We start from the raw sequence: 20,060 nt of genomic DNA, 5'->3' as shown, positions 1-20,060 counted from the left end.
CATGACCCAGTCCACTTTCCCCCGTAGCTGGATCGACTCCGCTAACGGTCACAGCGACTTCCCGCTGCAAAACCTGCCGATGGGCATCTTCAGCATTGACGGCTCGGCCCCGCGCAGCGGGGTTGCCATTGGCGATGCTATTTTCGATCTGGAAGCCGGGTTAGCGGCCGGCCTGTTTGAAGGGCAGGCCAAGGAAGCCGTTGAGGCTTCGTTGGGCGGTGCGCTCAATACCTACTTTGCACTGGGCCGCAGTGCCCGCGTGGCCTTGCGCGCGCGCTTGCTTGAACTGCTGGGCGAAGGCAGCACCCTGCGCGGAAAAATCGAAGCGCAAGGTGCAAAGCTGCTGCCACTGGCGGCGCATTGCCAACTGCACCTGCCCGCTAAAATCGGTGACTACACCGACTTTTATGTGGGCATTGAGCACGCGAAAAACGTCGGCAAACTGTTCCGCCCCGATAACCCGTTGCTGCCTAACTACAAGTACGTGCCGATTGGCTATCACGGCCGCGCTTCGACTATTCGAGCCTCCGGCGCCCAGGTGCTGCGCCCCAAAGGCCAAACCCTGCCGGCCGGTCAGACCGAACCGAGCTTTGGCCCGTGTGCGCGTCTGGACTACGAACTGGAGCTGGGGATCTGGATTGGTCAGGGCAATGACATGGGCGATGCAATCCCGGTCAGCGAAGCAGGCGAGCACATCGCCGGCTTCTGCCTGCTCAACGATTGGTCGGCCCGTGATATCCAGGCCTGGGAATATCAGCCGCTGGGGCCGTTTCTGTCCAAAAGCTTCATCACCAGCATCTCGCCGTGGGTGGTCACCGCCGAAGCGCTGGAGCCGTTCCGTCGTGCACAGCCGGCCCGCCCTGAAGGTGATCCGCAGCCGCTCGCGTATCTGCTCGATGCCAAAGATCAGGCCAATGGCGCGCTGGATATCGAACTTGAAGTGCTGTTGCTGACCGAGGCGATGCGCGAGCAGAACCTGCCAGCCCATCGACTGGGCCTGAGCAACAGCCTGAACATGTACTGGACCGCTGCGCAGCTGGTGGCCCACCACAGCGTTAACGGGTGCCAGTTGCAGTCCGGCGACCTGTTCGGTTCGGGCACCCTGTCGGGGCCGGACCGCTCGCAGCTGGGCAGCCTGCTGGAGATTACCGAGGGCGGCAAACATCCGATCGAGCTGGCGTCGGGCGAAGTGCGCAAGTTCCTGGAAGATGGCGACGAAATTATCCTGCGTGCCCGTTGTACCCGTGAAGGCCATGCCTCCATTGGTTTCGGCGAGTGCCGGGGCAAGGTCATCGCCGCACGCTAAAAGGAGCGGGTCATGGAACTCTTTACCTACTACCGCTCGACGTCGTCCTACCGGGTGCGGATCGCACTGGCACTCAAAGGTCTGGATTATCAGGCTGTGCCCGTCAATTTGATTGCTGCGCAGGGTGGTGAACATCGTCAGGCGGCGTATCTGGCGGTCAACCCGCAAGGCCGGGTGCCGGCCTTGCGCACCGATGAGGGCAGCGTACTGACCCAGTCGCCGGCGATCATCGAGTATCTCGAAGAGCGATACCCGCAGCCGGCGCTGCTGTCCCGGGACCTCACCGCCCGTGCTCACGAACGGGCGGTGGCCGCTTTGGTCGCCTGCGATATACACCCGCTGCACAACGTCAGCGTGCTCAACCAGCTGCGCCAGCTGGGAGAGGGCGAGGAGCAGGTCGAGCACTGGATCGGTCACTGGATCACCCAAGGGCTGACAGCCATCGAGCAGTTGATAGGCGACAGTGGCTACTGCTTTGGGCCTGAACCCGGGTTGGCAGATGTGTATTTGATCCCGCAACTGTATGCCGCGCAGCGGTTCAAGGTATCGCTGGCGCCGTACCCGCGTATTGCCCGGGTGGCGGCATTGGCTGAGCAACACCCTGCGTTTATCCAGGCGCACCCGGCCAATCAGCCTGACACGCCTGCCTGACCTCACTCACTGTGGGGGCGAGCAAGCCCGCTCCCACAGACTTGACCCCGCCCGGATATGTCCGAAACCCCGAAAACCGTACAGGCTTATTCCTGCGCATTTCAACGATTTTTCTGACGCCGCCTATACTGGCGAGTACCCGTAATCATTCGAGGGCCTGACGATGTTTGCTCTCATGCAAAGCGCTCAGCTTGAGTCGCTGCACCTAAGTGTGGACCCCGTTACAGGCCTCAAAGCCGTGATTGCGATTCATAACACTCGCCTGGGCCCTGCACTGGGGGGCTGCCGTTATCTGGCGTATCCCAACGACGAAAGTGCGGTGAACGATGCCATCCGTCTGGCCCAGGACATGAGCTACAAGGCGGCGCTGGCCGGGTTGACCGTGGGAGGCGGGCAGGCAGTGGTCGTGCGTGCGGCCCATGTCGACAGCCGCGCCGCGTTGTTTGAAGCGTTTGGCCGCTGCGTTGAGCAACTGGACGGGCGCTATATCACCGCGATCGACAGCGGCACCTCTACCGCCGACATGGACTGTATCGCCCAACACACCCAGCATGTCACCAGCACCACCGCTGCCGGCGATCCTTCGCCTCATACGGCCATGGGGGTGTTTGCCGGTATCCGCAGCACCGCCTCCTCGCGCTTGGGCAGTGACAACCTTGAAGGCTTGCGGGTGGCGGTGCAGGGGTTGGGCAAGGTCGGCTACGCGCTGGCCGAGCAGCTGCATGCGGCGGGGGCCGAACTGCTGGTCTGCGATACCGACCCCGGCAAGGTACGCCTTGCCATGGATCAGCTGGGTGCGCACCCCATTGCCTGCGAGGCCTTGCTCAGTACTCCGTGCGACATCCTGGCGCCATGCGGCCTGGGCGGCGTTTTGAACTGGCACAGCGTGGCGCAACTGCGCTGCTCGGCTGTGGCCGGATGTGCAAACAATCAGCTGACCAACTTGCAGGTGGCCGACCAACTCGAACGGCGCGGCATTTTGTATGCGCCCGATTACGTCATCAATTCCGGAGGGCTTATCTACATGGCCCTGACCCATGAAGGGGCTGCGCCCGAGGCCATCAATGAGCAGTTGTTGCGCATCAGCCAGCGCCTGACCGGTATTTACGCCCACGCTCAGGCCGAAAAACGCTCTCCGGCCCGGGTCTCTGATGAACTGGCGCAGCAGTTGTTGTACCCCAAGGAGTAAGCAGGGGCCCTGTCAGTCATTGATTTTGCTGCAACTGGCATTGTTCCTCGGCTTGGCTGAAGCGCTTCTCAAATTCGACCAGCCCGGCATGTACCTGCTGCAACGCATCGATCTGGCTGGCCACCGCTTGTTTTTTGCTGGCGATGGCGCTGCTCACCACTTCCCATGGCAGCGCCCGACCCCGGTGCTCATCAAGGATCGACTGCATTTCCTTGAGCTTGAAACCCAGTTGCTGCGCACATTTGATAAACATCAGCAGTTCAACGCTTTGCTCGCAGTAGACGCGATAGGCGCCACGGCGTTGCGCCGGGGGTAACAGGCCGATTTCTTCGTAGTGGCGAATGCTTTTGACGGTGGTGCCTGATAGCCGGGCGGCTTTGCCTATATACATAAAAGTCCTTTTTTATGGCTGCCCGCTGATTTGGCGCTTACCGGGTGGCGAGCGCGCGGGCTTGCTGGAGCCAAATATCTCGTTGTTTGCCCGTGGAATCCAGGATCGGGCCAAATGTCAGGGTTGCGAGGGGTTTTATGCCACAAAACGCCAATGTGGTTTTGCGCATTTGATGCAGCCCCGGCATGCGGTAAATCCATTTGTAGTACCACGGCGGGGTATCCATCGTCACCAGCAGGTGGGCGGTGCGACCTTTGAGGAGCTTGTCGGGGAAGGCTTTGCCCTTGCGATATTGAAAAGCAAAACCGGGCAGCAGGAGGCGGTCGAGAAACCCTTTGAGCAGCGCCGGGATCCCGCCCCACCAAATCGGATAGACCCACACGATGTGCTCAGCCCAGGTGATGTCTGCCTGGGCGTCCAGCAAGTCAGGTTCCAGGGCCTGGATCTGCTTGTAGCCTTCACGCAGTACCGGGTCGAAGCGCAGGGCGCCCAAGCGCATTACGCGAACATCATGACGGGCCGCTACGGCCGCTTCGATATAGCTGTCGGCCAGTGCGCCACAGAAACTGTCAGTGCAGGGGTGACCCAGAATCACCAGTACTCGCTTGCTCATCTTGACGCCAACTTCAAAGGGGGCCTTTGAGGATAGGGTCTGCCCCGTAGGGGAGAGTCAAGCGAGGACCCGGTGCGATTACTCGCTGTCGACCAGCAACTCGGACAGGGCGTCCGGCTGGCTCTTGAAGGCCTTGGCAAACACATCGCGATTTTTCGCCATGTAGATACCGGCTTCTTCGACTTGCTGTTCGCTCAGTGACGGCACAGCTTTTTGCAACACTTCAGCCAGCAATTCGGCCAGCTCCAGCATTTTGTCATGACGGTCAGCTTCGGCTTTATCCATGAACAAACGCTCCAGATCTCGGCTGCTGCGGTATACCACTTCGACGGCCATTTACCACCTCATATGCCTTCACGTAAATTATCTAACGATTACTGTATTTATATACAGCGAAAAGGATAAGCCAATCACCAGGATTTGAATAGCGGCTTTTTTACTCTAGCTGCAAATGGAGCGCTATTGAGGTGCTCGCATGGCTTGCGAGGTGTCTAATAGCCGCTGGCCACCTTCTCACCAGAAGACACTGGCCTTTTTTCTGCATGTAAAAAGCGTCATGTTCATCGCGGATGATCCGTTCGAGTCGATTCAAGGAGCTGCATCGTGAGAGTTAACAAAGCTGAAAAGCTACGTCGCCAGGTTCATGAACTGGCCGAGTCGATGGGCAATCTGTTCGTTGAAACCTTCCACTACATGGCGTTGTTCGCCATTGGTGCGGTCACTGCCTGGGCGGCGGTGATGGAATTTCTGGGGATGGTGGAGAAGGGCAACATCACCATTGATGACATTCTGCTGCTGTTCATCTACCTCGAACTGGGCGCCATGGTCGGGATTTATTTCAAGACCAACCATATGCCGGTACGGTTCCTGATTTACGTGGCGATCACGGCGCTGACCCGCTTGCTGATTTCCAACGTGTCACATCACAACCCGCCTGACATGGGCGTGGTGTACCTGACCGGGGCGATTCTGTTACTGGCGTTTGCCATCCTGGTGGTGCGCTATGCGTCCTCGCAGTTCCCGTCGGTGAAGATCGAGAACCCGCACCGCAAGACCGGTGCCGGCTCCGGTGAGCACCCGGAAGTGGAGAAGGGCGAGCTGTAAGGCCTGGTTTTACGCACCATAAAAAAGGGCGGGCTTACCGAAGTAAGCCCGCCCTTTTTGTTACGTGCCGAACCTTGAATCAGTTGTTGAGCTCGAGTTCTTTTTCTTTCTCCAAAAACTCTTCTTCAAGCAATGCGTCAGCGCTCTGCTTTGGTTCTTTCTCTTCAAACCCTTCAATGGCCAGTTTTGGGGTGTGTTTGCCACGCAGCTTGCCGAACAAATGCTCCAGAGCGTGCTCCAGTTTAGTTGCAGCGCCTTCAACGGCGAGTGTCAGCTCATCAGCGTCGTGGGATACGGAAATCGGTTGGTGACCTTTAGGTCGAGCCTCCATTTTGCAGCGTTTGTCTTTCGGCCCGGACTTGCCGCCATTTTCATCGCTGAGGTGGACCTCGACCCGGGTCAGATCCTCCAGATGGCGTTCGAGCGTGACTTCAACAGTCGCCTTGACCCAGTTTTGAGTACGTTCGTCACTGTTGATGTGTTTATCGGAAAAGACGTTAATTTGCATAATTCTTCCCTTATATAAGCTTGCTCGTGTGAGGTCTGACGGCCTCGAGTGTTCAAAGGTTCATCGTCATCGCTCAGTTACAGTGTTTGGGCCGATGAGCAAATATTTCAAGCACTATTTTCAGTAAGTCTTTCAAGCCGTGACCGGCGTCAGTCTTTGGCTGTGAGAAAAGCCCGGGTGTGCGGGCTTTGGTTGATTTATATCAAAATGCGACAGATGTCTGGACGTAGAGGGTGCGCGGTTCGCCCACGTATTTGCCCTTGTTGTTATCGTCAAACGAGCGGGTGTAGTACTCGTGATTGAGGATATTTTTGACCCCCACGGCCACGTTCAGGTCAGACAATTGATGACCAAAGTCGTAGCCCACGCGGCTGTTGAACACCATGTAACCGGGGATTAAACCGGTGCTGCCATCAGCGCTTTCGGCGCGGGTGTTGGCGTTGTCGGCAAACTGGTTGCTCTGAAAGGTGCTGTCCAGGTTGGCTTTCCACGGACCTTCGGTGTAACCCACCCCGATGCTGCCCTTGTTTTTCGAGGAGAACGGCACACGATTGCCTTTGTTCGGCCCGTCTTCGCGGATGGTTGCGTCAACATAGGCGTAGGTGGCGTAAACGTCGAAACCGGCCAGTGCCGGGCTCAAGCCATCCAGCGCGTAGTTGATGCTGGCCTCGATCCCTTGATGACGGGTTTTACCGCGGGCGATCACCGTGTCGGTGGTCTGGTTGCTGTCGTACTGGTTGTTGAAGTTGATCAAAAATGCGCCGATCTCCGCGCGCAGGTTGCCATTGTCGTAGCGCGTGCCAAGTTCCCAGGTTCGGGCTTTCTCAGGTTTGACCTCGCCGCCGGTGACGCGATTGGGCATCTGACTGTACTGAACGCTGCCGAACGAGCCTTCGGTGTTGGCATAGATATTCCAGCTGTCCGTCACGTGGTACATCACGTTCAGCGCCGGCAGCGGGGTGTTGTAGTCGCCCTTGTATTTGACATGGGTCAGCAGGTTGGTTTGCTGCTGCTCGATCATCTCGTAGCGAATGCCGGGGGTGAATGTCCATTTGCCGATGTCGATCTTGTCATCGATAAAGAACGCATGGGCTTCGGTGGCGCCTCGGGTGTCGCGGTCATTGCGGCTGTCGGTGGTTGGCAGCTCGTTGGCGGCAATGGGTGTGCGATAGCGCAGCTCGTGGCCGGCTTCGCTGATGTAGCGATAACCCGCGCCCACTTCGTGGCTGCTGCTGCCCAGGTCAAAGCCCTGGGCTATGCGGGTTTCGATCCCGCGTACCCAGTATTCCCGTGGCGACAGCGAGAGGAAGGTGCCCTGGTCCAGATAACCGCTGCGCAGGGTTTTGGTGAAGAAGCTGTTGACCGTGAATTCGCGGCGGTCTTGCTGGTAGCGATAGCCGAAGTTGACCAGGGTGCGACGGCCCCAGAACTTGTCGTTCGGGCGTGTCGACTGGTACGGATCAGCTTTGTAGGCTGCGGTGCTAAGGCCGCCGGGCATATCGGCTTCGCCATCGTAGTACTGGGCCATGGCGTGCACGCTGTTGGCTTCGTCTATCTGGTAGTTGCCTTTGAGGATCAGGTCGTCGATGCGCGTGTCGCTGTGCTCGCGCCAGTCGCCACCGCGCACGCCGGAATACAGCACGGCGCCGCCCAGGCCATTGTCGTTGGTGCCGCCCGCCAGCAGGTTGGCGGTTTTCTTGAAGCCATCCTGGGTGGAAGAGGGGCTGGTTTCGGTCTGCACGCCAACCTTGACGGTGGGTTCGTCAGGAATGGCGCGGGTCACGAAGTTGACGATGCCGCCCACGTTTTGTGGGCCATAACGTACGGCACCGCCGCCGCGCACCACGTCTACCGCGTCCATGTTGCCCATGCTGATCGGGGCAAACGACAGCTGCGGCTGGCCGTAGGGGGCGAAGGGCACCGGGATGCCGTCCATCAACACGGTGGAGCGGGTGGCCAGCCGTGGGTTTAACCCGCGAATGCCGAAGTTGAGCGCCATGTCGTGGCTGCCGGTGCCGTTGTTTTCCGGGGCGTTGACGCCGGGAATACGGTTGAGTACCTCGCGGGCGCTGGTGGCGCCCTGACGCTCGAAATCTTCGCGGCGGATCACGTCACGAGCGCCGGGGTGTTCGAACACATCGGTTTGCGCCGCGTCACCCAGCCAGTCGCCGACCACGCTGGAGGCGCCCAGTTCTATGCTCGCGGGCGCCGTTGAGGCGGTTACGGGTTGCAGGCTGAATGCGCCCTGACCTTCGGCGCGGGCTTGCAGCCCTGTGCCTTCCAGCAAGGCTTGCAGGCCTTGTTCGGGCTCGTAAGTGCCTTCCAGGCCCTTGCTCTGAATGCCGCTGGCGGTGGTGGAGCTGAAGGAAATCAGCACGCCGGCTTCACGGCCGAACTGGTTCAGGGCGTTTTCCAGTGAGGCGGGGGCGATGTGATAAGCCTTGGCGTCGGCAAAGGCCGCCGCGCTAAAACTCAAACTGGCACCCAGCAGCAAGCGGGCTAAAGACGTGAGACGCAAAGGCTGAGCAGACATGAACGAATCCTGGAAAGGTAAAAATCGAAGTGGCTTACCTCCTCTGTCACGCCAGATTCGAAAACAGCTCACATTGTTTGAAATTTAAATCGCCCCTGTAGCCGCTGCCGCAGGCTGCGATCGATCCCGAAGGGGGCGCGTTTTTCAAGAACTAAGGTCCTTCGGCCCTTATCGCAGCCTGCGGCAGCGGCTACAGATTTTGTTTACACCCGGGCTTCAACTGTCACCCAATACCGGGTAAAGCGCCTGACTCGCACCGGCAGGCTGATTTGCAGCAGGTCCAGAACGCGTTCGCTGTCGTCCACCGGGTAGGTGCCGGAGATCAGCAGGTCGGCCACTGTTGGATCGCAGTTGAGCTGGCCGCGGCGATAGCGTCCCAGTTCGGCCAAGAAGTCCCCGAGGCGCATGTGGGCGGCCACCAGCATGCCGTCGGCCCAGGCGCCGCTGCCCGCATCCAGCGGCCGTGGTGCGTTCCAGCCCTGGCGGTCAAAGCTCAGTTGCTGACGGGGTTGCACCCATAGCGCAGGCCCTGGATGGGCCTGCGGGGTGAGTTCAACCCGGCCATCAAACACGGCGAGTTCGGTGCGGTCGCCGAATTGGCGCACATTCAGGCGTGCGGCCTGGGGCTGCAATGCGCCGTGGGCGGTCAGTACCTGCAAGGGGCGGGCATCCTGGGCGCTGGTCAGCAGCATCTCGCCTTCGAGCAGGCGAATGACCCGGCGCTGCGCATCAAAATGCACGTCCACCGAACTGCCGGTATTGAGATGAATCTGGCTGCCATCGTGCAATTGCAGTCTGCGCCGTTGCCCCACCGGGGTGCTGAAGTCCGCCAGCAGCGGGGTGATGGGCAATTGATCGCGCAGGCCATAGGTCAGCGCCGACCCTGCGCCCAACAGCAGCAACAGTTTCAGGGCCTGACGCCGGCTGCTGCTTTTGGGGGCATTCAAGGCCGCGTGGGCCAGTGGCGATGACACGTTGCGCAAACGCTGGTTGACCCGCTGGATATGCTCCCACGCCCGCTGATGTTCGCTATGGGCTTGCAACCATTGTTCCCAGGCTTGCTGGCGCAGAGGGGTGAGTGCGCCGCCCTGCATTTCGATCAGCCAGCTCACCGCTTGCTCGGCAACGGCTGCACCGATGTCGGGCGGGTGGTTGAACGCGCCGCTCACAGGGCGAAGTAGCAGCGCAGGGCTGCCTTGCTTAAATGGCGTTTGACCGTGGCAATCGATATGCCCAGCCGGGCACCGATCTGGGCATGGCTCAGGCCATCGACCTGAGCCAGCACAAACGCCTGTTTGACCGGGCAGGGCAGGCCGTCGAGCAACTGATCCAGCTCCATCAGGGTTTGCAGGATGATCGCCCGTTCTTCTTCGCTGGGTGCGAGTTGCTCGGGCATCTCGGCCAGTGCCAGCAGATAGGCGCGTTCCAGATCCTGGCGACGGTAGTGATTGAACAGCACGCGCTTGGCGACGACGGTCAGGAACGCCCGGGGTTCGGCCGGTGAGGGCGTTTCACGGGCGGTCAGCAGCCGCATGAAAGTGTCCTGGGCCAGGTCGGCGGCACTTTGCGGGCAGCCCAGCTTGCGCCGCAACCAGCCCGTGAGCCAGCTGTGGTGGTCCTGATAGAGGACCTCGACGGTGTTTGACTGCGGCAACGACCACTCCAGCTGCGTTAAAAACGCGTTAGAGAACAAGAATTGTTCGCATTGTAGAGGTGGCTGATTGCATTGAGCAATCACCGCTTATCAATGACATAAACACAGCCCGTCATATGTTTTTGCATATGAGAATATTTATCATTAGTATCGCTTTCCTTTTTGACCTGCGCACCGATGTCCATGACCCCTCCCGACCTCAAGGATGGCCCCAGCAATGAAGCGCGCCATGGACGAGCGCATTTTCTGCAGGTGTTTTTGTCCCAGCGTCCGCAAATGGAGGCGCTGGTGAGCCGCCGCGTGGGGTGCCGGGCCACTGCTGCCGATCTGGTTCAGGACTTGTTCCTGCGTTTTTGGCGCCGGCCTCTGGTGCAGGTCGAAGAACTCAGCACCTACCTGCTGCGTTGTGCGGGCAATATCGCCATTGACCATTTGCGCAGCGAAGGCACCCGTGAGCGGGTCAGCCATCAATGGCAGCCCTTGCCGGATGCCAAAAGCTGCGAGCCCCAGGCGGCGCTGGAAGCGGGCAACGATTTACGCCAGGTCGAGGCGGCCTTGCGCAGCCTGCCCGAGCGCACGCGGCATATTTTTTTGCTCAACCGGATCCACGGTCGCACCTATGCCGACATCGCCAAGGTCATGGGCGTGTCCCAAAGTGCCGTTGAAAAACATATGATGCGCGCCCTAGAGGCCTGCAAGGCCAGTTTGCGTGAGCCGCCGTCCGAGACCCAGTTGTGATCAGTCGTTCGAGTATCCCCGTCACCCCCGAGCAAGAGCGCACCGCGCTGGCGTGGCTCAGTGTGTTGCACGATCAGCCCGACAGCGGTGACCAGGCCACCTTCAGCCGCTGGCTGCAGGCCGACCCGGCCCATGCCGAGGCCTATGCCCGGGCGCAGGTGGTGTGGGAGTTGAGCGAAGTGGCCGGCACCACCCTGGCAGACGAAGAGGCGCTGGTGATGCAGCGTTACCTCAACGCGATGGACCGGTCCCGGCGCAGCCGCCTGCGGCACTGGGCCAGCGGGTTGGCGGTGGCGGCCTGTTTGCTGTTGATGGTGGGTGTGTTTGCCGGCTGGCAGCCTGCCCGCTGGCTGGACGATCTGGGCGCTGATTATGTGAGCGCACCGGGGCAAGTGCGCACGGTGGTGCTGGCGGATCAGTCCCGGGTCACGCTCGATGCCGACAGTGCCATTGCGGTGAACTTCAGTGGCGGTGAGCGCCATGTGCAACTGCGCCGTGGCGTAGCCTTTTTTCACGTCACCCACACCGGTGAGCCCTTTGTCGTGGATGCCGAGGGTGGCGAAGCGCGGGTGCTGGGCACGGAGTTCGAAGTGCGCCTGCAGCCGGGTGGTGCGCAAGTCACGGTGCTGTCCGGGCGGGTAGGGGTCAGGGCGGGCAAAAACGCGGCGCAGCAGATCCTCATCGCGGATCAGCAAGTGACCTACGATGCCGGCGTGACCGATGCGGTGCACCCCGTCGACAGCCAGGCCCGACTGGGTTGGCGCACGGGCTGGCTGACCTACTCCAGAGCGCCGATGGCCGACGTCGTGGCGGACCTCAAGCGTTATTACCCGGGGCAGATTGTGTTGCTCAATGCCCAATTGGGCACACGGCGCATCAGTGGCAGCTTCCCCAGCCAGGACCCGCAAGCGGTGCTCAATTCCTTGCAGGGCGTGCTCGGGTTTGAACAGCACAGTGTGTTTGGGCTGATTGTGTTGCGTTGACTTGTAGCCGCCGATCGCAGCCTTCGTTCCTCGTCAGCGGCTACAGAGTTTCATTCTGTTCATTTATTTTTCAGCATCAGGTGAGGTAAACCTCGGGCCCATCCGTGTAGTGCTTGAAAATGCGAAAAATTCGTATTCCGTATCAGGTCAGCACAGGTCATGAGCATGAAGTCCAGGGCAAGTTCGGTGAAACAGTGGTTGGGGGCTTCTGCTTTAGTGATGGCCGGGTCGGCACTTAACCCGCTTTACGCAGCAATGGCCGCCGGGGCCACCCAGCAGGCCAGTGCACTGTTTGAGTTCAATCAGCCCGCCAAGCCGTTACCCCAGGCCTTGAACGATTTCAGCCGCTTTACCGGCCTCAGCGTGGTCTACACCGACGAAGCGCCTTTGGGCCTGCAAGCCCCGGCCATCAAGGGCCGCATGAGTGCCGATCAGGCCTTGCAGCAGTTGCTCGCGCAGTCGGGCTTCAATGCCCGGCGCACCGACGCCAATACCTTCGCCCTCGAACCTCAGCCCGCCGCTGGCGCCTTGAACCTGGGCGCCACCAGCATTACGGCCCAGACGCAAAATGACACCAGCTATCAGCCACCGGCCACCACTTCGGTGATGCGCGGCACGGGCTCGAGCATGGAAATCCCGCAAACCATCAACGTGGTTGCCGCCCAGGTGATTCGTGACCAGGCGCCGCGCAATCTGGATGACGCACTGAACAACGTCAGCGGCATCACCCAGGGCAACACGCTGGGCAGCACCCAGGACTCGGTGATGAAGCGCGGTTTCGGTGACAACCGGGACGGCTCGATCATGCGCGATGGCATGCCATTGGTGCAGGGGCGGGCGATGGGGGCCGCGACGGAGCGGGTCGAAGTGCTCAAGGGGCCCGCGTCATTGCTCTACGGCATCCAGGACCCGGGAGGCGTGGTCAACGTGGTCAGTAAAAAACCGCAGCTGGAGCAAAACAACGCGCTCACCGTGCGCGGCTCGAGCTATGGCGCGGGCAAAAACGGCAGTGGTGGCAGCCTGGACAGCACCGGCCCGTTGGGGGAATCGGGGCTGGCGTACCGGATGATCATCGACCATGAAGACGAAGATTATTGGCGCAACTTTGGCATCCATCGCGAGACGTTGATTGCGCCGTCGCTGGCCTGGTATGGCGACAACACCCAAGTGCTGCTGGCATACGAGCACCGCGAGTTCCTGACCCCGTTTGACCGGGGTACGGCGATCAACCCGGCCACCAACCACCCGCTGGATATCCCGGCCACGCGCCGTCTGGATGAGCCGTTCAACAATATGGAAGGGCGCTCCGACCTGTATCGCCTTGAAGTCGATCACGACCTCAACGACGACTGGAAAGCCCATTTCGGCTACAGCTGGAACCGCGAGACCTACGACGCCAGCCAGGTGCGCGTCACCAAGGTCAACCCGGACGGCACCCTGACCCGAAAAATGGACGGCACCAAAGGCGCCATCACCACCGACCGTTTTTCCACCATCAGCCTGCAAGGCAAGGTCCAGGTGGCGGGCATGCAGCATGACCTGGTGTTTGGCGTGGATGACGAATACCGCAAAATCTACCGCGCCGAGCTGATCCGCCAGGACAGCCAGTCCATCTTCAGTTACGAGAACCCGGTGTATGGCAATGAAGTTGCCGGCACCACCGTCAGCGCCAGTGACAGCAACCAGACCGACTTGCTGCGCAGCGATTCGCTGTTTGCCCAGGACTCCATCCACCTCACCGATCAATGGATTCTGGTGGCGGGTGCGCGCTTTCAGAAGTACGACCAGCTGGGCGGCAAAAGCATTCCGTTCAAGGTCAGTACCGACACCAGCGGCGTGAAGTGGATCCCCCGTGCCGGGCTGGTCTACCGCTACACCGATGAACTGTCGTTTTATGGCAGCTACACCGAATCCTTCAAGCCCAACTCCAGCATTGCGCCGCTGACGGGCGGTGTGGTGCTGGATTCATCCATTGCACCGGAGCAGTCCAAGTCCTGGGAACTGGGGGCCAAGCTGGATTTGCCGGGGCGCATCACCGGCACCGTGGCCTTGTACGACATCAAAAAACGCAACGTGCTGGTGTCCTCTACGGTGGACGGCATCACGGCGTACTCGGCGGCCGGTGAAGTCCGCTCGCGGGGGCTGGAGCTGGACGTCAGCGGCCAGTTGAGCGACCAGTGGAGCCTGATCGGCAGCTACGCCTACACCGATGCCGAAGTCACCAAAGACAAGACCTACCAGGGCATGCGCTTGCAGAACGTGGCCAAAAACAGCGGCTCGGTATCGGCGGTTTATGACTTTGGCAACATCATCGGCGGTGACAAATTGCGCGTTGGCGCTGGCGCCCGCTACGTGGGCGAACGTGCCGGTGATGCGCTGAACGACTTCGACCTGCCGGGCTACACCGTGGCGGATGCCTTTGCGACCTACGACACTCGGGTCGAAGGACAAAAGGTCAAGTTCCAGGTCAACGTCAAAAACCTCTTCGACCGCACTTACTACACCTCGGCGGCCAGCCGCACCTTTGTATCGATCGGGGATTCACGGCAAGTGACGTTCTCCAGCACATTGGAGTTTTAAGGCCTGAAACCTGTGGGCGTTACAGCCTGTACACCGCCCGATACTCCCCCGGTGTACAGCCCAGGCTTTGTTTGAAGCGGTTGGCGAAGTGGCTGGCGCTGGCGAAGCCGCAGGCCAGTGCCACATCGCCCAGAGGCAGGGGGCTGTTGCGCAGCAAGTCGCGGGCGCGGGTCAGGCGGCGGGCCAGCAAGTACTGGTGCGGGGGCACGCCGAAGCTTTCGCGGAACATGCGTGCAAAGTGATAGGGCGACAGCGCGCACTGCGCCGCCAGTTGGCCGATGTTCAGCGGTTCGGCCAGTTGGTGTTCGATGTAGTCGACCAGTTGGCGACGCTGGAAGGCCGCCAGCCCACCCTTGAGTTGCAGCCCGTCCCGCAGGCCCACCTGAGTCAACACGGCATGGTCGAGCAGGGCGCTGGCCAGGCTGCTGGTCAGCAGGCGTTCACCGGGTTCGTCCCAGTTCATCTCTATCAGTCGATGAAAGCGCCGGCTTTGCTGCTCGTCATCCAGAAAGGTGATTTCACGCAACAGCAGTTCCCGCGGTTCGCGGTCGAGCAGGGTGATGCAGCCCAGCGCAAATTGCTCCCGGCTGACATACACATGGGCCAGACGAATCTCGCCATTGATGACCCACGCTGATTGATGATCCGCAGGCAGGACGCACAGCTTGCCCGGCGCGCCTTTGGCCCCGGGTTGCTCACGGCGAAAGGTGCCAGTGCCGCCGGAGATGTAACACGACAACGTGTGATGGGTCGGCGCTTGATATTCGCGTGCGTCGTGGTGGTTGGTCCACAAAGCAGCAGCCATGCCTTCGCTCAGTTCGACACTGTGCTCCAGACGGGCATTGGGCGAGCTGTTCATGGACTGGAAAACTTGCAGGGTATCGAATGCGGGCATGTTCGCATCCTACTCCGTCGTATCCAGGCTGCCAGCCCCGGGCCAACAAAAGCGCAAGAATCTGCAAGTGGCCGCACAGACCGGGGATCACACTAAAGGCCATTGTCTGGAGTGCGCCATGAATCTTTTTTTGTACCTGTCGACTGTCCTGATCTGGGGCACCACGTGGATTGCCCTGAAGCTGCAACTGGGGGTGGTGGCGATTCCGGTGTCCATCGTTTACCGCTTTGGCCTGGCGGCGCTGGTGCTGTTTGTCGTGCTGCTGCTCAGCCGCAAATTGCAGGTGATGAACAGGCGCGGGCATATGATTTGTCTGGCCCAGGGGTTGTGCCTGTTTTGCGTTAACTTCATGTGTTTCCTGACGGCCAGCCAGTGGGTGACGACAGGCTTGATCGCGGTGGTGTTTTCTACCGCCACCCTGTGGAACGCACTGAATGCGCGGATCTTCTTCAAACAGAAAATCGCCCGCAATGTCATCGCCGGTGGTGCTCTGGGGATGCTGGGGCTGGGTTTGCTGTTCTGGCCGGAACTGAGCGGGCATACCGCAACGCCGCACATTTTGCTCGGCTTGGGGTTGGCACTGATCGGCACCCTGTGTTTTTCGGCGGGCAACATGTTGTCCAGCCTGCAACAAAAAGCCGGGCTCAAGCCGCTGACGACCAATGCCTGGGGCATGTTCTATGGCGCGAGCATGCTGGCGGTGTACTGCGTGTTTAAAGGCATCCCGTTCGACATGGAGTGGAACACGCGCTATGTCGGCTCGCTGCTGTACCTGGTGATTCCGGGTTCGGTGATCGGGTTTACCGCCTACCTGACACTTGTGGGGCGCATGGGCCCGGAGCGTGCCGCGTATTGCACGGTGTTGTTCCCGTTGGTGGCGCTGAACGTGTCGGCGTTTGTTGAAGGCTACCAGTGGACGGCTCCGGCTTTGGCCGGGCTGGTACTGGTGATGCTGGGCAACGTGCTGGTGTTTCGCAAGCCCAAACCGGTGGCACTGAACGCCAAGCTGGCGTGAGGTTTTGTAGCCGCTGAGGAGCGTAGCGAGGCTGCGAAAAGGACCGAAGGGCCTTCAAAACGGGCCTGCTACGCAGTCCATCGCAGCCTCGCGGAGCTCGTCAGCGGCTACAAGGTTTGTATTGCCAGGTGGTCAGCCCTTGAACACGTGCGGGTTGACCAGGTCTTGCGGGCGTTCGCCCAGCAGGGCACTGCGCAGGTTGGCCAGCGCACGGTTGGCCATCGCTTCACGGGTTTCGTGGGTGGCCGAACCGATGTGGGGCAAGGTCACTGCGTTTTTCAACGCAAACAACGGTGACTCGGCCAGCGGTTCTTTCTCGTAAACATCCAGCCCGGCGCCACGAATGGTGCCGTTTTGCAGGGCTTCGATCAGCGCCGGTTCGTCCACCACAGGGCCACGGGAGATGTTCACCAGGATGGCACTTTTCTTCATCAGCCCCAGTTCGCGATGGCTGATCAGGTGTTTGGTCTTCTCGCTGAGCGGCACCACCAGGCACACGAAATCCGCCTCGGCCAGCAACTGGTCCAGGCTGCGAAACTGCGCGCCCAGTTCTTGCTCAAGCGCGGTCTTGCGGCTGTTGCCGCTATAGAGGATTGGCATGTTGAAGCCCAGCCGGCCCCGACGGGCAACGGCCGCGCCGATATTGCCCATGCCGACGATGCCCAGGGTTTTGCCGTACACGTCACTGCCGAACAAGGCGGGCGGCACGCTGGCTTGCCACTGGCCGGCCTTGGTCCAGGCGTCCAGTTCAGCGACCCGGCGTGCGCTGCTCATGATCAGGGTAAAACCCAGGTCTGCCGTGCTTTCGGTGAGCACGTCCGGGGTGTTGGTGAGCATGATGCCGCGCTCGTTGAAATAGTCGACATCGTAGTTGTCGTAACCCACCGACACGCTGGACACGACTTCCAGCTGTCTGGCGTTTTCCAGTTGCTTGCGACCCAGCTTGCGGCCGACGCCGATCAAACCATGGGCGTGGGGCAGCGCCTCCTCAAACTGTGCGTTGATGTCACCCAGCTTGGGGTTGGGGGCAATGACGTTGAAGTCCTGCTGCAAGCGCTCGATCATTTCGGGCGTTACGCGGCTGAAGGCAAGTACGGTTTTTTTTGTGCTGGGAAGGCTCATCGGAACAAGGCTCATCGGCTGTCGGGAATGTAAGCACGCTAACATTCCCGCCCACCATCCGCCAATCCTGTAGCCGCTGCCGAAGACGAGCGCTGTTCTAGCTGTAGGTGGCCAGCTCGGTCTGGTGCGCGGCCAATATCTCCGGCAAAGAGCCTTTCAGATACTCGACCCAGGTTTTGATCTTCGCATCCAGATACTGGCGTGACGGGTAGATGGCGTACAGGTTCAGTTCTTGCGAGCGGTACTTGGGCAGCATGCGCACCAGCGTGCCGTTGCGCAGGCCTTCGATGGCGGCGTACACCGGCAGCACACCCACGCCCATGCCGCTGGTGATTGCGGTTTTCATCGCATCGGCGGAGTTGACCAGGAACGGCGAGGAGTTGATCAGGACCATCTCCTGACCTTCCGGGCCTTCGAACACCCATTTGTCCAGCGCAATCACCGGGCTTACCAGGCGCAGGCAGGCATGGTTGAGCAGGTCGCTAGGTTTGGTTGCAGTGCCGTTGGCTTTCACGTAACCGGGCGATGCGCAGACGATGCTGTAGGTGATGCCCAGGCGCTGGGACACAAAGCCCGAATCCGGCAGCTCGCTGGCCAGCACGATGGACACGTCGTACCCCTCGTTGAGCAAGTCCGGCACGCGGTTGGCCAGGGTCAGGTCGAAGGTCACATCCGGGTGGGCCTTGCGGTAGCGGGCAATGGCGTCGATCACAAAGTGCTGGCCGATGCCGGTCATGGTGTGCACTTTCAGTTGGCCGGCAGGGCGCGAGTGCGCGTCGCTCGCCTCGGCTTCGGCCTCTTCGACATAGGCCAGGATCTGCTCGCAACGCAATAAATAGCGCTTGCCGGCTTCGGTCAGGGCTATGCGCCGGGTGGTGCGGTTCAAGAGGCGGGTTTGCAAGTGGGCCTCAAGGTTCGAGACCGCGCGCGACACATTGGCGGTGGTGGTATCCAGCATGGCGGCGGCGGCCGTGAAACTTCCGGCTTCGGCCACGCAACTGAAGGCGCGCATATTTTGCAAAGTGTCCATGGGGTGCTCTCAAGGGGCGGTATAGGGGACAACGACAACCAGCAGCGGCAAATTGTGACATGAAGTTTCAGCCTTTACAGGCTGCTTTGCATGCGACTAACGGATTATCCCAAGAACGGTAATAAAGATTCACATTTATGCCAGCTTATCGTTGCGCCTGCCAAGCCATAGACTTCTCTGCCTCAAGCCTTATCCCCTCATGTCAGGAATTTGCAGCAGTGCAGCGTCGCATCAACAGAGAGCTTAAAGCCCTCAGTGTTCTGGCTTTATCGTTAGCATTAAACGGCTGCATTGGTTTTGGTGGCATCGGTCCAAAAGACACGATGCTCCCCGCCAATAACCTGGCCACTGACGAGGCGATTCAAAGCGCCGCGAAAGACGCAAACTGGCCCAAAGCCCAATGGTGGCACGCTTACGGCGATCCTCAGCTGGATGCCTGGATAAGCCTCGCCGTGCAGGGTAGCCCAACAATGGCAATGGCTGGCGCCCGTGTGCGTCAGGCCAGGGCCATGGCGGGGGTTGCCGAGTCGGCCGAATCGCTGCAAATCAATGGTGAGTCGACCCTCAAGCGCCACAACTGGCCGTCGGACCAATTTTATGGCCCGGGCGCGTTGGACAACTCCACCACGTGGGACAACAACGCCGCCCTGGGCTTCAGTTTTGCCCTCGACCTGTGGGGGCGCGAAAGCAATGCCACCGAGCAGGCCGTGGACATGGCGCACATGAGTGTGGCCGAAGGGCGTCAGGCCCAGCTCGAATTGCAGAACAACGTGATTCGCGCCTACATCCAGCTGTCGCTGCATTACGCCCAGCTCGACATCATCGAATCGACCCTGCACCAGCAAGAACAGATCCTCGATCTGGCGCAAAAGCGACTGGACGGCGGCATTGGTACACATTTTGAAGTCAGCCAGGCGCAAGCACCGCTGCCCGAAATCCATCGTCAGATCGATGCCCGGGAAGAAGAAATCGCCCTGACCCGCAACCAACTGGCAGCGCTGGCGGGTAAAGGTCCGGGCGAGGGCGCGCGTCTGAAGCGTCCGACCCTGGCCTTGAATACCGCACTGAAACTGCCATCGGCGTTGCCCGCGCAACTGCTGGGGCAACGCCCGGACGTGGTCGCCAGCCGCTGGGAAGTGGCGGCCCAGGCCCGGGGCATCGATGTGGCGCACGCCGGTTTCTACCCCAACGTAGACCTGGTGGGCAGCATCGGCTTTATGGCCACCGGTGGCAGCGCGCTGGGTTTTCTGACCGGCAAGAAGCTCAACTACAACGTTGGCCCGGCGATCTCGCTGCCAATTTTTGACGGCGGTCGTCTGCGCTCGGAACTGGGCGTGGCTTCTGGCGGCTATGACATGGCCGTGGCCAAGTACAACCAGACGCTGGTGACGGCCCTCAAGGGCATTTCCGACCAGTTGATCAAACGCGAGTCGATGGAAAAACAGCAGGTCTTCGCCGCCGAGTCGGTGCAGGCCGCACAGAAAACCTACGACATCGCCATGGTCGCGTTCCAGCGCGGGCTGACTGACTACCTCAACGTACTGAATGCGCAAACCCTGTTGTTCAAGCAGCAGCAAATCCAGCAGCAGGTCCAGGCTGCCCGCCTGAGTGCCCATGCCGAGCTGGTAACGGCCCTGGGTGGCGGTCTTGGGGCTGGCTTTGATGTGCCCAAAGACGATCGCTATGTCCCCGACAAACCGCCGGCAGTCATGGCGCTGTTCAATCAATAAATCCCTGATGGCTAATTT

General features: G+C 60.4%; 19 protein-coding genes. 9 read left to right on the top strand and 10 right to left on the bottom strand.

What is annotated here, in order from left to right; genetic code table 11:
• Position 1: 1 nt before the first annotated feature.
• The 3 genes from fahA (at position 2) to BLW11_RS23090 (ending at position 3,146) form a co-directional block, all read left to right on the top strand.
• Complete coding sequence (gene fahA / locus BLW11_RS23100; RefSeq protein WP_048360040.1) at positions 2 to 1,306, top strand: fumarylacetoacetase; 1,305 nt, start codon at positions 2 to 4, stop codon at positions 1,304 to 1,306.
• 12 nt (positions 1,307 to 1,318) lie between these two features.
• The gene (gene maiA, locus BLW11_RS23095; protein WP_048360039.1) at positions 1,319 to 1,957 is read left to right on the top strand and encodes a maleylacetoacetate isomerase; all 639 of its coding nucleotides are present in this window, start codon (positions 1,319 to 1,321) and stop codon (positions 1,955 to 1,957) included.
• A gap of 163 nt (positions 1,958 to 2,120) precedes the next feature.
• Complete coding sequence (locus BLW11_RS23090) at positions 2,121 to 3,146, top strand: Leu/Phe/Val dehydrogenase (protein ID WP_048360038.1); 1,026 nt, start codon at positions 2,121 to 2,123, stop codon at positions 3,144 to 3,146.
• Positions 3,147 to 3,162: 16 nt separating this feature from the next.
• Here BLW11_RS23090 and BLW11_RS23085 read toward each other — a convergent pair whose 3' ends face one another.
• From BLW11_RS23085 to BLW11_RS23075, 3 genes are all read right to left on the bottom strand, one after another.
• Positions 3,163 to 3,537 carry a MerR family transcriptional regulator gene (locus tag BLW11_RS23085; RefSeq protein WP_048360037.1) on the bottom strand — a complete coding sequence of 125 codons (375 nt, stop codon included), beginning with the start codon at positions 3,535 to 3,537 and terminating at the stop codon, positions 3,163 to 3,165.
• 37 nt (positions 3,538 to 3,574) lie between these two features.
• Positions 3,575 to 4,150 (bottom strand): NAD(P)H-dependent oxidoreductase, encoded by a 576-nt coding sequence (locus tag BLW11_RS23080; protein ID WP_048360036.1) that lies wholly within the window; start codon positions 4,148 to 4,150, stop codon positions 3,575 to 3,577.
• A gap of 78 nt (positions 4,151 to 4,228) precedes the next feature.
• Entirely contained in the window at positions 4,229 to 4,486 is a 258-nt protein-coding gene (locus BLW11_RS23075; protein ID WP_019410845.1) for a YebG family protein, read from the bottom strand.
• A 267-nt stretch (positions 4,487 to 4,753) separates the two neighbouring features.
• Between BLW11_RS23075 and BLW11_RS23070 the strand changes: the two genes are divergently transcribed.
• Positions 4,754 to 5,254: a phosphate-starvation-inducible protein PsiE gene (locus BLW11_RS23070; RefSeq protein ID WP_048360035.1), complete on the top strand. Its 501-nt coding sequence runs from the start codon at positions 4,754 to 4,756 to the stop codon at positions 5,252 to 5,254.
• A 79-nt stretch (positions 5,255 to 5,333) separates the two neighbouring features.
• On the opposite strand, the gene BLW11_RS23065 is transcribed toward BLW11_RS23070, so the two are convergent.
• The 4 genes from BLW11_RS23065 to BLW11_RS23050 form a co-directional block, all read right to left on the bottom strand.
• Positions 5,334 to 5,762, bottom strand: a complete 429-nt coding sequence (locus tag BLW11_RS23065; protein ID WP_048360034.1) for an HPF/RaiA family ribosome-associated protein — start codon at positions 5,760 to 5,762, stop codon at positions 5,334 to 5,336.
• Positions 5,763 to 5,964: 202 nt separating this feature from the next.
• Positions 5,965 to 8,295 (bottom strand): TonB-dependent Fe(3+) dicitrate receptor FecA, encoded by a 2,331-nt coding sequence (gene fecA / locus BLW11_RS23060; protein WP_048360033.1) that lies wholly within the window; start codon positions 8,293 to 8,295, stop codon positions 5,965 to 5,967.
• Positions 8,296 to 8,498: 203 nt separating this feature from the next.
• Entirely contained in the window at positions 8,499 to 9,464 is a 966-nt protein-coding gene (locus tag BLW11_RS23055) for a FecR domain-containing protein (RefSeq protein WP_048360032.1), read from the bottom strand.
• Complete coding sequence (locus BLW11_RS23050; protein ID WP_048360031.1) at positions 9,461 to 9,949, bottom strand: sigma-70 family RNA polymerase sigma factor; 489 nt, start codon at positions 9,947 to 9,949, stop codon at positions 9,461 to 9,463. The genes BLW11_RS23055 and BLW11_RS23050 overlap by 4 nt, the downstream gene beginning before the upstream one ends.
• 183 nt (positions 9,950 to 10,132) lie before the next feature.
• Between BLW11_RS23050 and BLW11_RS23045 the strand changes: the two genes are divergently transcribed.
• From BLW11_RS23045 to BLW11_RS23035, 3 genes are all read left to right on the top strand, one after another.
• On the top strand, positions 10,133 to 10,687 hold the full coding sequence (locus BLW11_RS23045; RefSeq protein WP_088500149.1) for an RNA polymerase sigma factor: 555 nt from the start codon (positions 10,133 to 10,135) through the stop codon (positions 10,685 to 10,687).
• Positions 10,684 to 11,670 (top strand): FecR family protein, encoded by a 987-nt coding sequence (locus BLW11_RS23040; RefSeq protein ID WP_048360029.1) that lies wholly within the window; start codon positions 10,684 to 10,686, stop codon positions 11,668 to 11,670. Before BLW11_RS23045 ends, BLW11_RS23040 begins: the two co-directional genes overlap by 4 nt.
• A gap of 165 nt (positions 11,671 to 11,835) precedes the next feature.
• Positions 11,836 to 14,250, top strand: a complete 2,415-nt coding sequence (locus BLW11_RS23035) for a TonB-dependent siderophore receptor (protein ID WP_048360028.1) — start codon at positions 11,836 to 11,838, stop codon at positions 14,248 to 14,250.
• Between the two features lie 19 nt (positions 14,251 to 14,269).
• Here BLW11_RS23035 and BLW11_RS23030 read toward each other — a convergent pair whose 3' ends face one another.
• A complete protein-coding gene (locus BLW11_RS23030) occupies positions 14,270 to 15,145 on the bottom strand; it encodes a helix-turn-helix domain-containing protein (protein WP_048360027.1) in 876 nt (291 codons plus the stop codon).
• Between the two features lie 118 nt (positions 15,146 to 15,263).
• Between BLW11_RS23030 and BLW11_RS23025 the strand changes: the two genes are divergently transcribed.
• The gene (locus BLW11_RS23025; RefSeq protein WP_048360026.1) at positions 15,264 to 16,160 is read left to right on the top strand and encodes a DMT family transporter; all 897 of its coding nucleotides are present in this window, start codon (positions 15,264 to 15,266) and stop codon (positions 16,158 to 16,160) included.
• A gap of 132 nt (positions 16,161 to 16,292) precedes the next feature.
• Here BLW11_RS23025 and BLW11_RS23020 read toward each other — a convergent pair whose 3' ends face one another.
• Together BLW11_RS23020 and BLW11_RS23015 are read right to left on the bottom strand one after the other, a co-directional pair.
• Positions 16,293 to 17,282, bottom strand: coding sequence for a 2-hydroxyacid dehydrogenase (locus BLW11_RS23020; RefSeq protein ID WP_048360025.1), 990 nt, complete (start codon positions 17,280 to 17,282; stop codon positions 16,293 to 16,295).
• A 97-nt stretch (positions 17,283 to 17,379) separates the two neighbouring features.
• Positions 17,380 to 18,312: a LysR family transcriptional regulator gene (locus BLW11_RS23015; RefSeq protein ID WP_048360024.1), complete on the bottom strand. Its 933-nt coding sequence runs from the start codon at positions 18,310 to 18,312 to the stop codon at positions 17,380 to 17,382.
• A 218-nt stretch (positions 18,313 to 18,530) separates the two neighbouring features.
• Between BLW11_RS23015 and BLW11_RS23010 the strand changes: the two genes are divergently transcribed.
• On the top strand, positions 18,531 to 20,042 hold the full coding sequence (locus tag BLW11_RS23010; protein WP_048360023.1) for an efflux transporter outer membrane subunit: 1,512 nt from the start codon (positions 18,531 to 18,533) through the stop codon (positions 20,040 to 20,042).
• Positions 20,043 to 20,060 lie beyond the last annotated feature (18 nt).

Source organism: Pseudomonas deceptionensis (assembly GCF_900106095.1).
GTDB classification, from domain to species: domain Bacteria; phylum Pseudomonadota; class Gammaproteobacteria; order Pseudomonadales; family Pseudomonadaceae; genus Aquipseudomonas; species Aquipseudomonas deceptionensis.
This window is presented reverse-complemented; position numbering and strand designations above follow the sequence as displayed.

What these genes read in the sequence shown, in the direction of transcription:
- BLW11_RS23030 (WP_048360027.1), bottom strand. Translation starts at nt 15,145, where the DNA reads ATGCCCGCATTCGATACCCTGCAAGTTTTCCAGTCCATGAACAGCTCG.
- BLW11_RS23075 (WP_019410845.1), bottom strand. Translation starts at nt 4,486, where the DNA reads ATGGCCGTCGAAGTGGTATACCGCAGCAGCCGAGATCTGGAGCGTTTG.
- maiA (WP_048360039.1), top strand. Translation starts at nt 1,319, where the DNA reads ATGGAACTCTTTACCTACTACCGCTCGACGTCGTCCTACCGGGTGCGG.
- fahA (WP_048360040.1), top strand. Translation starts at nt 2, where the DNA reads ATGACCCAGTCCACTTTCCCCCGTAGCTGGATCGACTCCGCTAACGGT.
- BLW11_RS23035 (WP_048360028.1), top strand. Translation starts at nt 11,836, where the DNA reads ATGAAGTCCAGGGCAAGTTCGGTGAAACAGTGGTTGGGGGCTTCTGCT.
- BLW11_RS23080 (WP_048360036.1), bottom strand. Translation starts at nt 4,150, where the DNA reads ATGAGCAAGCGAGTACTGGTGATTCTGGGTCACCCCTGCACTGACAGT.
- BLW11_RS23090 (WP_048360038.1), top strand. Translation starts at nt 2,121, where the DNA reads ATGTTTGCTCTCATGCAAAGCGCTCAGCTTGAGTCGCTGCACCTAAGT.
- BLW11_RS23065 (WP_048360034.1), bottom strand. Translation starts at nt 5,762, where the DNA reads ATGCAAATTAACGTCTTTTCCGATAAACACATCAACAGTGACGAACGT.
- fecA (WP_048360033.1), bottom strand. Translation starts at nt 8,295, where the DNA reads ATGTCTGCTCAGCCTTTGCGTCTCACGTCTTTAGCCCGCTTGCTGCTG.
- BLW11_RS23015 (WP_048360024.1), bottom strand. Translation starts at nt 18,312, where the DNA reads ATGGACACTTTGCAAAATATGCGCGCCTTCAGTTGCGTGGCCGAAGCC.
- BLW11_RS23025 (WP_048360026.1), top strand. Translation starts at nt 15,264, where the DNA reads ATGAATCTTTTTTTGTACCTGTCGACTGTCCTGATCTGGGGCACCACG.
- BLW11_RS23085 (WP_048360037.1), bottom strand. Translation starts at nt 3,537, where the DNA reads ATGTATATAGGCAAAGCCGCCCGGCTATCAGGCACCACCGTCAAAAGC.
- BLW11_RS23045 (WP_088500149.1), top strand. Translation starts at nt 10,133, where the DNA reads ATGACCCCTCCCGACCTCAAGGATGGCCCCAGCAATGAAGCGCGCCAT.
- BLW11_RS23020 (WP_048360025.1), bottom strand. Translation starts at nt 17,282, where the DNA reads ATGAGCCTTCCCAGCACAAAAAAAACCGTACTTGCCTTCAGCCGCGTA.